Source organism: Flavilitoribacter nigricans DSM 23189 = NBRC 102662 (assembly GCF_002646595.1).
Taxonomy (GTDB): domain Bacteria; phylum Bacteroidota; class Bacteroidia; order Chitinophagales; family Saprospiraceae; genus Flavilitoribacter; species Flavilitoribacter nigricans.
Window position 1 is genome coordinate 44,260 of the sequence record NZ_PDUD01000005.1, and the last position, 15,172, is coordinate 59,431.

8 protein-coding genes are annotated in these 15,172 nt (G+C 46.4%); 1 reads left to right on the plus strand and 7 read right to left on the minus strand.

Annotated features, from left to right (window positions below):
* The first annotated feature begins 44 nt into the window (after window positions 1-44).
* Entirely contained in the window at window positions 45-7,529 is a 7,485-nt protein-coding gene (locus CRP01_RS04595) for a LamG-like jellyroll fold domain-containing protein (protein ID WP_170110224.1), read from the plus strand.
* Between the two features lie 141 nt (window positions 7,530-7,670).
* Here CRP01_RS04595 and CRP01_RS04600 read toward each other — a convergent pair whose 3' ends face one another.
* The 7 genes from CRP01_RS04600 to CRP01_RS04630 all read right to left on the minus strand — a co-directional run bounded on the left by CRP01_RS04600 (window position 7,671) and on the right by CRP01_RS04630 (window position 15,167).
* Window positions 7,671-9,233 (minus strand): hypothetical protein, encoded by a 1,563-nt coding sequence (locus CRP01_RS04600; protein WP_099148837.1) that lies wholly within the window; start codon window positions 9,231-9,233, stop codon window positions 7,671-7,673.
* 37 nt (window positions 9,234-9,270) lie between these two features.
* Complete coding sequence (locus CRP01_RS04605; RefSeq protein ID WP_099148838.1) at window positions 9,271-9,816, minus strand: hypothetical protein; 546 nt, start codon at window positions 9,814-9,816, stop codon at window positions 9,271-9,273.
* Window positions 9,817-9,818: 2 nt separating this feature from the next.
* Window positions 9,819-10,526 carry a hypothetical protein gene (locus CRP01_RS04610; RefSeq protein ID WP_099148839.1) on the minus strand — a complete coding sequence of 236 codons (708 nt, stop codon included), beginning with the start codon at window positions 10,524-10,526 and terminating at the stop codon, window positions 9,819-9,821.
* A gap of 7 nt (window positions 10,527-10,533) precedes the next feature.
* The gene (locus CRP01_RS04615; protein ID WP_099148840.1) at window positions 10,534-11,445 is read right to left on the minus strand and encodes a DUF2589 domain-containing protein; all 912 of its coding nucleotides are present in this window, start codon (window positions 11,443-11,445) and stop codon (window positions 10,534-10,536) included.
* Window positions 11,446-11,650: 205 nt separating this feature from the next.
* Window positions 11,651-13,195, minus strand: coding sequence for an amidohydrolase family protein (locus tag CRP01_RS04620; protein ID WP_099148841.1), 1,545 nt, complete (start codon window positions 13,193-13,195; stop codon window positions 11,651-11,653).
* Between the two features lie 212 nt (window positions 13,196-13,407).
* On the minus strand, window positions 13,408-14,076 hold the full coding sequence (locus tag CRP01_RS04625; RefSeq protein ID WP_099148842.1) for a response regulator transcription factor: 669 nt from the start codon (window positions 14,074-14,076) through the stop codon (window positions 13,408-13,410).
* 392 nt (window positions 14,077-14,468) lie between these two features.
* Window positions 14,469-15,167: a response regulator transcription factor gene (locus CRP01_RS04630; protein ID WP_099148843.1), complete on the minus strand. Its 699-nt coding sequence runs from the start codon at window positions 15,165-15,167 to the stop codon at window positions 14,469-14,471.
* Between the last annotated feature and the right edge of the window lie 5 nt (window positions 15,168-15,172).

A 15,172-nucleotide genomic window follows, 5' to 3' on the forward strand; every position in this document is an offset into this window, starting at 1 on the left:
TAGAGATGATCATCAAATATAATCTTACAATATTATTTCAAATATTGATTTTATATTTTGTCCATAGTCAAAATCTAGATGTAGGTTACACCTACGACGACCTAAACCGCCTCATCCAAACCGAATACCCCAACGGTACCATCATCCAGTACCAGTACGACAAACTAGGCAACCGTACGGAGTATAAGGTAACCAATCCGACCCCGGTAGATCTCTACGCCACCCAGGAAAGCGTGACTCCGACGGCTCTGAGTCCCGGAAATGACTTTACCTACAGCGGGCGCATCAATAATAGCAGCAGTAATGTCCTGGCTGGAGGGCACCAGGTACATTTTCACCTAAATACCGGTAATACCCTGGATGGCAATGAAACCTACCTCGGCTCACGCTACGTGGCCGGCGTACCTGCCGGCGGGTATACTCCAATTGCCAAGCAACTGAGCATTCCTTCCGACTGGAGTGCAACCGGTACGGTCTATCTACTCATTCAGATAGATGCGTTGGAAGCCATCACCGAAACCGATGAGGATAATAACCTCAGTATACTCCCGATGGAGATCAATAGTTGCAGCACCATGGCGATTAGCTTTAACTTGATCGTACCCGATAACTGTCAGCGGAATGTAGGACAGGTCACCGCAGGTGTTTCCGGCGGAGAGCCGCCATTTACTTATCGCTGGAGTACCGTGCCGGTGCAAACTACGGCTACGGCCACAGAACTGGCTGCTGGAGACTATACCGTTACGGTAGAAGATCAACGAGGATGCCGGAGAATAGATAGTTTCACCTTAGGGGATGCCGGTAATCTGCCGGCCAGTCATTTTACATACAGCATTTCCGATCTGGAGGTCAGCTTTACGGATCAATCGGGCGGAGCCGATCAGCATTTCTGGGATTTCGGCGAAGGAACAGTTTCCAGTCTGGAAAACCCTACCCATCAATACCTTTACGGTGGAGAATATGAGGCCTGTTTGAAAGTGACGAACTCCTGCGGAGAAGATACCTACTGTCAAACAATCACACTTAGCAATAGCAGTTGTGAACCGCCAGATGGAAGGAATACCAGCGGCATAGGTGCTACGGCTGCGTTATTTCGCTGGTATTATCAGCTGAATGTAGATGAATGGCAAATTCGCTACTCCAAAGCCGGTCTGGACGAATGGACAGAAGTGACCGGTCTGCCCCATACCCAGGCGCTTATTGAAGGGCTGGAACCTGACACGGAGTACGAGTGGCAAGTACGTAGTAAATGTGCGAACTCAGGATTGAGCCCCTGGTCCTCCTCCATTTATTTCAACACCTTCCCTCTAACCGCCAGCAGCGGGGACGAATTCATTATTGTAGCGGAAGATCCATCCCAGGCAGTCAGTTTTCGAGCCGTCACCTATTCGGCCCACGATGACACCTATGTCGTCACCGGCTTATTGGGAGGCAATACCTTTATCAGTAAATACGATGAAGGGGGCAATGAACTTTGGACCGTGCAATTATCGGCCTCTATTCTTCCCAGCGAAATCATTTCAACCATTGATAAGGGTTACATTCTGGCCGGCGGATATAATAATGACGGCTATGTAGTTAAATTGGACGAAAATGGCCAGGAGTTATGGAATACAAAGCTGGATGGATCAGGAATTGAAAGAATAGAATCCCTGGCAGAAGACGGGGTCGGTAATATTATACTGGCCGGTCATTCCTCCACCTACGGTGCCGGCAACCGGGATGCCTGGCTGTGCAAACTCAGTTCGGGCGGTACCCACCAGTGGAGTCACTTTTTCGGTAATGATCAGTGGAACATCGGCATGGATGTAGAAGTGACTAATGATGGCAACTATGTATTGTTATTTGATCACCGGGTGATCGTCTCCATTCCCACCGGAAGCACATCAAGCGATGGATTTGGTCTGGCTAAGGTAAATCCGAGCGGCACAGTACTATGGATCAAAGCCTATCGCCCCGGCGATGCCCTCCAAGACTATATAGCAGAAAAGATGACCGAAGACGCAAGTGGTAATCTCTACGTGGCGGCAAGAAATAATTTTGCTAAACTGACGGCCGGCGGTGATCTGATCTGGGCAAAACAATTAAGTAATGCCGGTAACTGCGAACAAGTAGTTATCGATCAAACAGGAAAAATCTTCCTACTGGGCAATGAAGATATCGGATCGGATGGCAACGAAGATCTGACGATCACTGAAATCAATAGTTCCGGTACGCCAATAGTATCCAAATATATTTACGGCGGTGGAGACAATACCCATTTTAATTCATCTGTATTTGCCGACCGGTTGTTGCTGGTGGGAAACACGGACGCCTTTAACCCCTTAAACAATAATGATAAAGGGATGCTGGTGATCCGAAAATCCGACCTATTAAACGATTGCCAGACCACCGGTATGAATGCGTCTGCGGTTAATTATTCTTTAACTAGTGCAACTGCAGTACTTACCAGTTCGGTGAGTCCGCCTACTAGTACCACAACCTCTACATGGAGCAACACCCAATTCGAATTGATCTATCCCTGCGGAAGTCCCTGCGGGATATTAGCGAAAATCGGATCCACGGATGATATATTTTGTGCAGATCCAGCCATTTCCTTCCTCGACCTTTCGGCCGGTGCGGATAGTATTTCCTGGGCTATCGATGATCTCAACAATGTAGTTGGCAATACTCACGAATTGATCTATCCATTCAACACTTCCGGCACCTATACAATTTATTTAATGGCTTACAGTAACCTGGGATGTGCCGATACTACCGAGCGGGTGATCGAGGTGCTAGATAACCCCTTCATTCAACTGGACATTACTGATGAAACCTGTGGGCAATCTGACGGTACAGCTATAGCCACGATCACCCTCGGCACCCAGCCATATACTTATAAATGGAGCACCGGAGGGATGAATAGCAGCGTTAGTGATCTCCAGGCAGAAAATTACGCCCTCACGGTAACGGATGCTCTCGGATGTACAACTGATAAAGTTTTTCAAATCAACAATATCGAAGATGATTGCGGCAATTCCTGTCCAGATCTGGCTATTCGTGACTTCACTATTACCGCTTCTGGAACCATCCAAGCTGTGGTCGAAAACAGAGGGGATGTAACCGCATCGATCACCAACTCCATTGTTCTTCAGGCCTACTATTCCACAGACACCATTATAGGGAACGGCGACGAAGCAGGTGCCGGAGGATGGCTGATGGATGCTGTTATATCAGAGCTTGCACCCGGGTCAGCGTATGGCTTTACCTTAAGCAATATCAATTACGCAGATTGTCAATACGAATATGTGTACGTAGTAGTAGATCGGGACCATAATTTGGCCGAATGCGATGAAACCAATAATACCGCACTGCGCAGTTTCACACCCGTTTCGCACTGTACAATACCTGACTGTAGCGGCTTAATCAATCCCCAGGATGGAGCGGTTGATGTAAATTACAACACCTCCCTATCTTGGCAGGCAGCAAACAATGCTACCGGATATCGACTTACAGCCGGAACTAGCTCAGGAGGTACGGATATTCTGAATGATCTGGATGTCGGAAATACCACCAACTATAATCCAGGTCCTCTCCCGCAAGGGGCTACCATCTATGTGACCATCACACCATATAATCAATCCGGGGCTGCAGAAGGATGTTTGGAAGAACAATTTCACATCAACATAAGTTGCCGTTACCAAGACTCCCTTTCCCTGGTCGACCTCTACTGGCAAGCAGGTGGCCCCAACTGGACCAATAGCTGGGATCTCACCCAACCCCTCGACACCTGGTACGGCGTCCAGCTCAACGCCGAAGGCTGTGTCAGTTGCCTGGATCTGGATGGTGACCCCGATTGTAGTGCCACGTACGGTGGCGGTAACAACCTGGCGGGTACTCTGCCGGCATCAATGGGCTCACTGGCCGGCTTAAAACGGCTGTTCATTTCCTTCAATCCATTGCTGACCGGCCCGGTGCCGCCGGAATTGGGGAACCTGTCGCAACTGGAGTATTTCCTATTGGTAGATAACGACCTTACCGGGGGCATACCCGCTAGTTTAGGCCAGCTCGGGAATCTGCTCACCCTACAGCTACAGCAAAACCGTCTGACCGGTTCTATACCGGTAGATTTACGGACTCTAAGTCGCTTGGAACAACTCTACCTCTTTGATAACCAACTGGACGGCACTATTCCCTTTGAGCTCGGCGAGTTGACGAACTTACGCATTTTGCACCTCAGTAAAAATAAGTTGACCGGCGTCATTCCTACCTCCATCGGGCAATTAACAGATCTGGAATTACTTTACCTGTCCGATAACCAACTCAGCGGAAGTATCCCGACGGAAATAGGGAATCTATTGAAATTGCAAAAGTTTGACGGCTACCGCAACCAGTTAACGGGAAGCCTGCCGGAGTCTTTAGGCAATTTAACCCAACTTACCCGTATACAGCTGGCGACCAACCGGCTTACGGGATCCATTCCGTCCAGTATCGGTAACCTGGATCAATTGACCTATCTCGATCTGTCAGATAACCGGCTGATCGGCCCCATCCCAAGCACCTTCGGGAATTTCCCGCTTATGACCCATTTGTATCTGTTCGAAAACCAGTTAACTGGTGCCATACCCGAAAGTTTGGGCGAACTAGGTAATCTTGAATCCCTTCTATCGTACGAAAACTACCTGGAAGGCCCGTTGCCGCAATCGATAGGGCTGCTGAGCAAGTTGCGCTACCTGTACCTCAATGATAACCTACTGAGCGGTTGTATACCGGATAGCTACCAGAACCTGTGTAGCCTACCCAATCTGCTCGTGCAGTTGCACAACAATTCCGATCTGCCCGGAGGTGGTGACTTTACAGACTTCTGTGACAATGGAAATAGTGGCTGCCAGTCGGGTTGTACCGACCCCAATGCACACAATTACGACCCGACGGCCACTCAAAGTGACGGTAGTTGTGCCACCTGCTTCGACGGTATCCAGAACGGCGATGAAACCGGGATTGACTGTGGAGGTACCCTTTGTATTCCCTGCGATGCCTGCACCGAAGCACAGGCAAATCAGGTTACGGATGCGTGTAATAATTGTGAGGATCTTTGGACGGCGACGCCAAACATTTTACCCGCTGATCCCGAGGTCTGTCTGGGCACTTTTGTCACCCTTACTGCCGATGACGGGCCGCATCGTTCCCTGCAATTTGACGGAGGCCGTGATCACGCTCACATCGACAATGCTCCGGGACTGCAAATTACGGGAGACCTGACCATTGAGATGTGGCTAAAGCCTTCCGCATTTGACGTACGCCGCAATCCACTGCACAAAGCTTATGGCGGCGAATACGCCATTACTCAATGGGAGAACGGACACATTAATTTTTACTGGGGGACCACCGGAAAGGATCGTGGTACGCCCCGGGAATTCTACTGTACCCAGCCGCTTACCCTTAACGAATGGAATCACGTAGCCATAGTACGGGATGTATCCGGCAACCGGCTGGCCTGGTACCTCAACGGGGTGCTGGTCACCGAAAATACCACCACCGACGTCATTCCGGCCGTGGCCAGTGTAAATGATGTTCTCATTGGTTCCGGTTATCAGCCGGATGGTTATGCCGGTAATATAGATGAAGTCCGGATCTGGAATACCGCTTTGGACGAAGCGGTGATCCAGGCTTGGAAAGATCAATCGGTCATCAGTACGCATCCAAACTATGGCAATCTGTCCGGTTACTGGTCATTTGATGAAGGTAAGGGCAATGCGGTAGTTGATCGTTCACCGCAGGGGCACAACGGGCAGCTAGTAGGGAGCCCCATTTCTACCGAAGATGAACCGGCAATTGAAAATGCAGCACTGCTTTGGAGTACCGGAGAAAGAGGAAACAGCATTCGGGTCAGTCCGACCGTGGCCACAACTTACACTTTGGAAAACACGGAAGGTAATAGTGATTGTATCGCTACCGTCACCGTAAACGTCAATCAACCGCAGATCACTGCTGCCAATAGTACAGCTATATGCGAGCATGACACGAAGGCACTCACGGTGGAAGTAGCCGGTGGACAAGCGCCCTATTCCTTACAATGGGGAGATGGCCAAACCGGCAATTCTCCCACTGGATTGGAAGCTGGGCTGCACAGTGTACAGATCACCGATCAGGTTGGTTGTGTAAGTTTTGATGGAGTATATATTCCGCAACTTAAAGCCGGCATCCTCGACGAGGATGTCGCAGCGTGTAGCCCGGAAGCACTCAGCCTCGAAGCCATCCTGCCCGGGATTGATCTCGATCAGTTGACCAATTTCTATTTAAAAACCAAAGTAGGGGAGACCAAGTTGAGTTTCACCAGCGGTCATAACTATACTTATGTCACCGAACCCAATAAAGAATACCTGGTGCTGGTAGCCGGCCAGTATACCAAATGGACGGGCTGTGACTTTCTGGCCACGGGCCAACAGTACTTTGATCCGGCTTTTTACTACGAAAATGGCAATGCAAGCTTCAGTTCCCCCTTCAGGGGAGCCTACAACAATCTGCTTCCGTTGAACAACCAGCCAAATTCACTGCATACCTATGCTTACCAAATGACCGGTGATGGATCTTCGATCCAGTTGTTTTTCCACGATACTAAGTACGAAGACAACTGTGGCCAATTTAATGTCCAGATCTGGGAATTGGGCATCGCCGAAATCAGTTGGTCAAACGGTGATACCGGATACCGGTCCCAACTCGACCCCGCCAATCCGCAGCAGGAAGAGCTGATTAGCGTCTTTGCCCAGGCCGACGGACAAATATGCTCCACCGAGGTTAATATAGCCGACCGGTACCAGATGCTATACGCGGATACCGATGGTGACGGTTACGGCGATCCGGCCCAATCGCTACTGGGTTGTGCTTCCGCGATAGCCGGGTACGTTACTAACGATCTGGACTGTGACGATACCCGCAACGAGGTATATCCGGGAGCCCCGGAATTATGTGACGGGATCGATAACAATTGTGATGAGGTGATAGACCAACCATTCTGTGGAACGATCTGTGATGATCAAACCATAGATGATGATCCGATCCAATCGGGCACTTATGTCGGCGGGGTCATCACCTCCGGGGGCTGGATCGCCGAAGGCTCCAATGTCATTTTCCAGGCAGAAAATGCAATTGTTTTAAAAGCCGGCTTCCAGGCTGAAGCCGGGAGTAGCTTTCGGGCACTGATCGCGCCCTGCGAACCGACGAGTACCGCCCGGTTACCGGAAGAGGAAACCGGGGAAGCAGCGCAGCTTATCTCACCCCCACCAGCTTTCCGGATGAGTATCTATCCCAATCCGGCCGGAGAAATACTACACATTCGTTATGAGTTGCCGCTAGCGACCACCGTACAATTAGTGATCTGGGATACCAACGGCAAAGAAAAAGTCAACCAGTTACTCAGCAATTGGGCGGACCCCGGCGCTTATACCGAGGAATTAGAATTACAAGATCTTGCTCCGGGCATCTATTTTATTTCTTTATTGACGGATCAGGGACTACACACTGAACGGGTGATGGTGGCGAGGTAAAGGGGGCGCGACACCACTCAGAGTTAAATGCTCCTTTTACCCCCTCCTTCAATTCTGGGGGGGGGGTAAAAGGAGCACTAAAAAAGAAAGCATCACCAGTGCTGTATTTATCTCCTTTGCAGTGAGTCTGTGCTAACACCCTTATTTCCAAATGAATCTGGCGATCAGACTGCCATTCATCCTGATGGAGCTTTGGACTGGAATATTTGCATGTGGCCAAACTATTCCGTTGTTTAGATCTAGATAATCTTCTGGTTGAGGGGCATCTAACCCATCTGTCCAGTAAGCTGTAGCAAGAATAAAATCCCTGTTATTATTCCGGTTGTAGCACAATTGCCCCTTAAAATGTCTGGAATTTTGGGCTAAGCGGTTGTATGGAATAGCTATAGGATCAAGCTTAACATCAGTTTTCCCCTTTTCCTTTTCAAAAAAGTGAATGACCAAATTTCGATCTACAAAGGTGCCATCTGGCTGACCGTAAAGGAGCGTTACCACGTCATCACCTTTGGGAATGTCAAGGTCATAAATATTTTCCAGGTCACTATTACCCGTCGTTAAACAATTAATCCAATAAGCATCTGCATGCTCAAGACCATGCTTGTTGAAGGCCGCCACGTATACATTTATGGTATTGTCATTCTCACTTTTTATACCTGGATAAAACTCAACATTTCCCTTTGTCCTTCCGGCCATATAAACCCTTTCCCCATCTACGGCAAGCCGTTGCCCGTTGGACTGATTATTTTCACCCTGAGGGATTACTGTCCAATCTAATTCACCGGCTACACTATATTTCGCTAGAAAAGCATGATACGGATTGTCTCCAACTGATTTCAACATCCCTGGGACAGCAGATTGAGGCTTAGATCCACCCGGTTTAATTTCATGAAAAATAATCGTATTCCTGAAGGATCCCGAAATGAAAATCTGATCATCATTATCGATTACCACATCCAACCCCTGGTCATCACCATCCAGCGAGCCATTGATCAATCCCCAATCAAAATCCAGTTCGGGGTTGAAATAAAGGACGAAGGCATCTAAGTTACCATTTCCTATCGCCTCCACGGTTTCCTCCTGGCCATTCACATAGATATCCCCCCGGGAATTCCCTACGATTGCCAGGTTGCCGTTAGGCCCTTGTGCTAGCCCATGCGTAAGTACTCTTTCTTCAGCATTGAAAAATGCTACCTTATGATCATAGACCACCTGATTGCCCAAATCTCGATAGCGGGCGATAAAGCCCACTGTTTGATCACCGATAGTTTTTCCAGCAGGATCATTTGCTCCGAAATCTCCATTCAAATCAAAATCCACCTTCCCGGTAAAGTGTCCTGACAGATAAACCATTTTTCCTCTCACCGTGATTCCGGTCGGAATATCCAAACTACCCAGACTGTTAAACAGTCGAAACCAGAGTTGATTACCACCTGCGTCGTACTTAGCCATGTACATATCTGCATGGCCATTAGCTGTACCGAGTTGTCCGGCAACATAACTATTGCCCAATCCGTCCGTGGTCAGGCAGGAAGGACCGTTAAAAAAAGTTTCCTGATCCGTTGCGGTGACCTTAACACTCAGCGAGCCAGGAAAAATAGATTGTCCCCATTGGCACTCATATTGTGCAAACAGAGGTATTGATAGTGTCAATAGAAGAAGAGCGAAATTCCAGGATTTGGAGAAAAAAGGGGTTAAGTTCTTCATTTTAGGTTTTGATTTAAAAGGGGTGTTTAAACTAATTTTAAGTTAAGTCAATTTCATCGGCCATAATCCTCAAAGTATCCGTTTTCCCGATGGCAGCTATGGCTGCAGTAATACCGGGTCCTAACTGTTCATGCTGTTGTAACTGTTGAAGAAAATCTTCCATAAAGGCGGTAAAATCCTGGCCGGGACCAAATCGAATGAGGCCCGCTTGTTTAGCTACCGGAACGATCTGTCGGAAAAGCGTCCGAACCTGTTCAATTTTTTCTTGTAGTGCATTATGACGGCTTGCAACAATATCCTGGGCGACGTTAACCGATTCCAAAGATTTTTGTGCAATTGCCTTTTTCCGTTTGCGAGGTGCATCTATTTCCATTGCTACGGCGAGGATATCGGCTCGCAAACCCGCCAAGGCGGAGGTTTCACTGAAATTATTCTTCTTCAGTATTTCCTCGGTAACTTCCAGCCATTGGAGCCACTGTGGGACTGCATCATTCTTTTTGTCCCGAAAGTGGTTGACAATGGAACCAACGTTCATCAGTTGATGCTGTAGTTCTTCACAGGGAGTAAGTACAGATCTAAGCATAGTTATTCTGGTAATAATTTGAATCTGATCTCACCGTCATTGCCCTCAATCCTTTGCAAAATCAAACTTTCTTCTACGAGCTGAACACTAGCCCGAATCAAATTTTCCGGTCGTATTTCTTTCAATTTAGCCGCTTCCACAATGACCCGGGTCTGCTCCAGGTCGATCACTTCGACGGGGTCCTTGACCACCTGGTTTAACCTGGTCATTAAAGTTTCTGCCAACTTTTCCTTCAGTTCCGTGGCTTTGGGGAAGACCTCTTCTTTCTCCTGGACCGATAAAATTATCATCAATTCACTGACCAGTGAAGAGACGAAGAACCGTAAAGCAGTTTCCTTATCTCTTCCTTCACTCAGGTCAGTTTCCAGTAACTCCAACTGAAGCTGGAGATAGCGCTCCAATGCAATTTTATGGCGCTCATCCATTTTATCCACTGGAGCTAACTCCTGAAAGGTGCGGAATACAAGCTGTTCAATTTTTTCCTGATCCAGGGGTGATTGATCGTTAGCCAATTTTTTCCCTAACTGATCAATCGCCATTGGAATATGAAGCGTCACGTCGTCCATTCGGAAACGAGGTACCGAAAAATGTTTAAGTATCTCATCTGCTGCGTATTCCCGGGCGATATTGGCGGACTCAAGGTCCGCCAATACCCGAGATTGATTGATGCCAACGGCTAAAGCGCCCAAAAAATCTTTAATGGTAACCATGCTCAGATCAATATTGGTTTTCGGTAGGAGTAGAAATGATGGCATCTTCCAGGATATCCAACAACTTCCCCATACCTTCTGGCATTTCATCTTGGATGACTTTAATCTTCACACCCATATGATAGGTTTTGTCGATCTTATGCCCTTGACGGGAGGTACGTTGGTAAGCAATACTGGATTTGAAATTAACTGAGCTAGTATTTTTGTTATAATTGAGAGAATTACCCGCCAATGCATAGTTGTTGTTAGTATTGGTGTTTTGACGCGAGAAACTTGCTCTCAAATTAAAGTTTGTCCCTACTTCTGCGTGCTCCACAGAACTAATGTTGACATTGAAAGCTACCTCTCCTTCCTCAACCCGGATATGCGGAGTGGTAATCAGCCCTATCAAGGGTACACTCAGATATGTTTTTTGAAACTCAGCTGGGATTGCATCTATATCTTGCACTGCGATATCAAATGTAGCACCTGTACCTCCGCCTCCAGCAGCGCCTACGTTTGTTTCATTTTCGTAACCACTTCCTTCTTTGCTAAACGAAATTTTCGTGATACTACCACTCGCATTGATTTCCGTCACCGTAACTTCAATTCCATCTACAATAAGAATATCGCTGACCTTATAATCCTTTCCTCCGCTCTTTACGGCAATGCTTTTGATTTTACCTTTAACACCTGGCTCATAGGGCTTCACCATTTTAGGATACTGGAAGTTAACATATACAAGCTTTCCCTGCTCAATGACCTCTCCGGTATCCTCGTCTACTACATCCTTAGTAAAACCTACACTTTTAATAAAATCTACTGTAGATAATGCCGCTTTTGCCTGAGCATCAACAATTGCTGATAATGAACCGCCGATAATACTGGCGAGATTGGTGCTAGCCAATTCCTGACCGGGGTTGTAATTTGACAATGCCATAATTGCAAAATTTAAAAGGGGTTAATAAATGCTATTTATTTTTAAGACAGTACGAAGATGACCGTAAAAAAATCAACAAGCGTACTCAGTCTTATCGCTCTGTTTACCCAAAATTGAGTAGTGTTAAAAAGCGGCCTAGCTTTAAAAGCCAGGCCACAGGTGAAAATGGGGTTATAAGTGGGGGTTTAGTTTGCCCGAAAATTTATTAGCGCCGGGCCCGCTTAGCGACCCTATACACAGGGTTGGAGTAGTCGTCTTTTTCTCGAAAATATTTTCGCAAAAAGTCCATTGCGTTTTGGTGAAAAAACCGTTGGACAATTGCTTCTGCCGGTATCCGATTCTCTTTCAATTTTATTTTTTCCGACATTTCATGCGTGACAAAATAGCGGGCATGGATCAGAAGGAATTGCGATAAATTCTGATAGTATTCGGCAGTAAAGCAGCCATCGATCGGATTGATAATACCGTCGAAGTCAGACCCTAGACTTTGGATATTCCAAGCGGGAAGCCCGGCCTGATCCAGTACTTGTGCGATGTGCTGAATTTGATTCCAAACCAATTTGGAAGAATAGAGCAATCTATACCGAGGATCAACCCTTTTAACCCGCCTTCTTTCCTGTTTGCTGGAAATTCTTTTTTCGTCCAATTGGATACCGAATATTCCACCGGAACGTTGAATGGCGAGAATTTCCGAATCGAAGAAATTTATATCATCGGAGCAGAATTTCCGGTGTGGCTTTCCTGGAACGGCAGATAATTTATGCTGGCTATTTTCTTTATCATCGTAACCCGTCACACATCCGTGGCTAACAATAATGGGAATAGCATACTGATGCTTTTGGGCAATAAACTGATAATACTGCTTGCGAGCCTGTAAGCTCATATGTTTGACATCGATCAATACCCGACGCCCCGTATTTTCATTCAATAAGAGATCAATGATCTTCCAACCCGCTGAAGTGATCCCCGTATTGAGGCCAGGCCTTTGATTGAGCAACACACCGGCCATACCTAAACTCTTGGCGTGCCCGCAAATTTCATTTTTGAAATGATGAGCCAAAGTGATGAAGAAAGGTGGATATTCCCAGTCTTGCTTTACACTTCTTACTCTTTCCAAGATCTCATCCAACCGCTTCGGAAGGCAAAAGGGTGCAATTCCTGATCCGAAGCAGTGAGCACCTTCGATGGTATTAATGACGGCAAGATTTTGGACCTGATGATCCTCGGAAGTCAGCAATGCTTCCATTTCCCGATAATTATTGACAAACTGATAACGGTAGCTTTTTCCATATATCTCCTTTACGTTACCCGAATGAGCCTTTTGGAATGCATACTCCTGCTGGAGATCATACCAATATCCGTCGTATGGGTCAGCAGGGAGTGCCTGGATAAAATTGATCCGGGGTTTACCGAATTGTGTAATCCCATCCAGTAAAGTATCAGCTAATGGTCCATCGCAATTCATGGGTACAGTAAATCCGTGTTCCAGTGGATAAAGGCTGGAAAAGACGACCCCAACATTACCCTGAAGGCTAGTGCGAACGTCCGCCTGCGTAAAGTGGGTCAGTCCGAATAATCCGTTAAGGTGCTTTTTGAGGTCCCTGGCCGTAGCCCGATCTGACCACCAGCTACTGTTCCTATGCCGGTAATGGTTTGAATTTTTGTAGGTCGGCCCGTCAGATTTGAAACTATGGGCGTAAGCCTTCATAAAGGGATGGCAATGCAGATCCAGGAATGTGTATTTTTCCATAATTAGGAGTTTGAGCAATTTTTGATTCCTGGAACAAAAATGCAGAAGAAGATACTAGGAGAAATACCCAAACCCTATTTCAACACTACCTAGTTTTTGAATAGTTTTAAGTAGCATAAGATGCTTGATTGGAGTAGTTTTATCTCTTTATACGAGAAACGGGTTTTCAGCTGATAGCCGAAAACCCGTATGAACTTAAAATGGGTTTTGCTTTAGTCTGGAGCCCCTTTACGGTAGAATAGATAATGAGCAGCGGCCTTAATGATCGCCTCCTGAGTATCAACATTAAGTTTACGTTTGATATTCTTGAGGAACACGGCCAGGGTGTCTTCTGAAATTTGCAGTTGAGCAGCCATACCAGCATGATCAAGGTTTTCACCCAGCAGCTGAATAAGCGCTAATTCACGAGGGGTTAATGTCAATAAATCTGCTCGTTCTTCAATTTGCCTATCATTTTCTGCATCCGGATAAGTGAAAAATTTTTTGCCCTCCCGGATCTGCTTAATGGCACTTTTTAAAGTCTCTACTGAGAAATGGTATTTGGATAAAAATCCATCTGCGCCGGAACGCAAAGATCGTTGGACGGCCTCCGGATGATCTCTACTGGAAAAGGCAATGACCTTAATATGAGGGTATAATTTCTTCACCTGTCTGGTCGTCTCCCAGCCATCCATAGGATGCATGATCATGTCCATTAAAATGAACTCAACGTATACCTTCTTGATTGAGTTTTCAATTTGTTTAAGCTTTTCCATTAATGCCGTTCCCGTCAGGGCGGTATCGATAACTTGAATGTCCGGGACTCCTTCCAGAATTTTTTCCACTATCCTTAAGATCGCCGGGGTATCATCCACCAGGATCAGATTGGTCGTTGGATTCATGCGTAGGTATTTTGGGGTTATAATACATTGGTTTGGTCTTCATATGGGGAAAGTTTATTTAGAGAATAGTTTAACTTGAGGTTCAACCTTAAAGAGCAGCATTCCCGTGAGATAAGCCTCACTTTTCTGCAAATTGCCTATGTTTGATGGTTTGATGGCTGGATGGTCCCGACCCTTCGGGTACGGTCGCTACGCTCCAATTGATGGCTGTGACCGGGAAATGTTAACCATCAAACTATCCAACCATTTAAGCCATCGAACAATCGAGCCATTCAACATTCCCGGCATGGATTGTCTTCTAGTCCTTTTTCTTATTTGTCGACTAGAACCTCACGTTAGTTCAAGAACGCAGAGAAAGCGTCAATAGTCGAGGAATAAAACAGCAGCTAATGCTATTCCTCCTCAAATGTTTCCAGTTCATCGCCCTGCAGGAGTCCCCATTGAGCTACCTTATAACCTAAACTTGCGTCATTGGTCACTCCGAACTCCTCCAGTTTACGCTTTATATTTTGTTTATGTTTATGAACTGTCTGGACACTGTAGGCGTCCTTATTATTGATTTTTTTCATAAAGTAAGCAATTTCCTTGGACCGAAAGCCTTGGATCATCAATGCAATAACCTGCAGTTCTGCCCGGGAGGATTTGAATTTTTCTTTCACTTTTTCAGCTTCACTTTCAATTGGTCTCTGGGGAGGAAGCCTTAAAATTTTAACCCTGGGATCAGTATGAATTTTTAAGATGATCTCGCATAGTTCATTAAAGTGGTTGCCTAGCTTGAAAATGTAAGCATTCGCTCCTACTTCTACCGTTTTCAGGGCGAAATGGTAGTCTAGCTTACCGCTTACAATGACTATATTTAAAGTCGGATCCTCCTTTTTCAGATCGGCAATTAATTTCAAGAAACTACTATAAGGTTTAAAGATATCCAGCAGCAATATATCCACACTTCCTTTTCTCAGACGATTGGAAAGTTCTTCCGGATTGCGGGCCTTCCCCACAACCGTCATATCCGGCTGGTGCATAATGCTTTTCTGTAACAGATCGGCCAGCATGATATTATCCTCTGCAATAAAAACTCTAATCTTACTCATTGCTT

What these genes read in the sequence shown, in the direction of transcription:
- CRP01_RS04615 (WP_099148840.1), bottom strand. Translation starts at nt 11,445, where the DNA reads ATGGCATTGTCAAATTACAACCCCGGTCAGGAATTGGCTAGCACCAAT.
- CRP01_RS04600 (WP_099148837.1), bottom strand. Translation starts at nt 9,233, where the DNA reads ATGAAGAACTTAACCCCTTTTTTCTCCAAATCCTGGAATTTCGCTCTT.
- CRP01_RS04630 (WP_099148843.1), bottom strand. Translation starts at nt 15,167, where the DNA reads ATGAGTAAGATTAGAGTTTTTATTGCAGAGGATAATATCATGCTGGCC.
- CRP01_RS04605 (WP_099148838.1), bottom strand. Translation starts at nt 9,816, where the DNA reads ATGCTTAGATCTGTACTTACTCCCTGTGAAGAACTACAGCATCAACTG.
- CRP01_RS04620 (WP_099148841.1), bottom strand. Translation starts at nt 13,195, where the DNA reads ATGGAAAAATACACATTCCTGGATCTGCATTGCCATCCCTTTATGAAG.
- CRP01_RS04625 (WP_099148842.1), bottom strand. Translation starts at nt 14,076, where the DNA reads ATGAATCCAACGACCAATCTGATCCTGGTGGATGATACCCCGGCGATC.
- CRP01_RS04610 (WP_099148839.1), bottom strand. Translation starts at nt 10,526, where the DNA reads ATGGTTACCATTAAAGATTTTTTGGGCGCTTTAGCCGTTGGCATCAAT.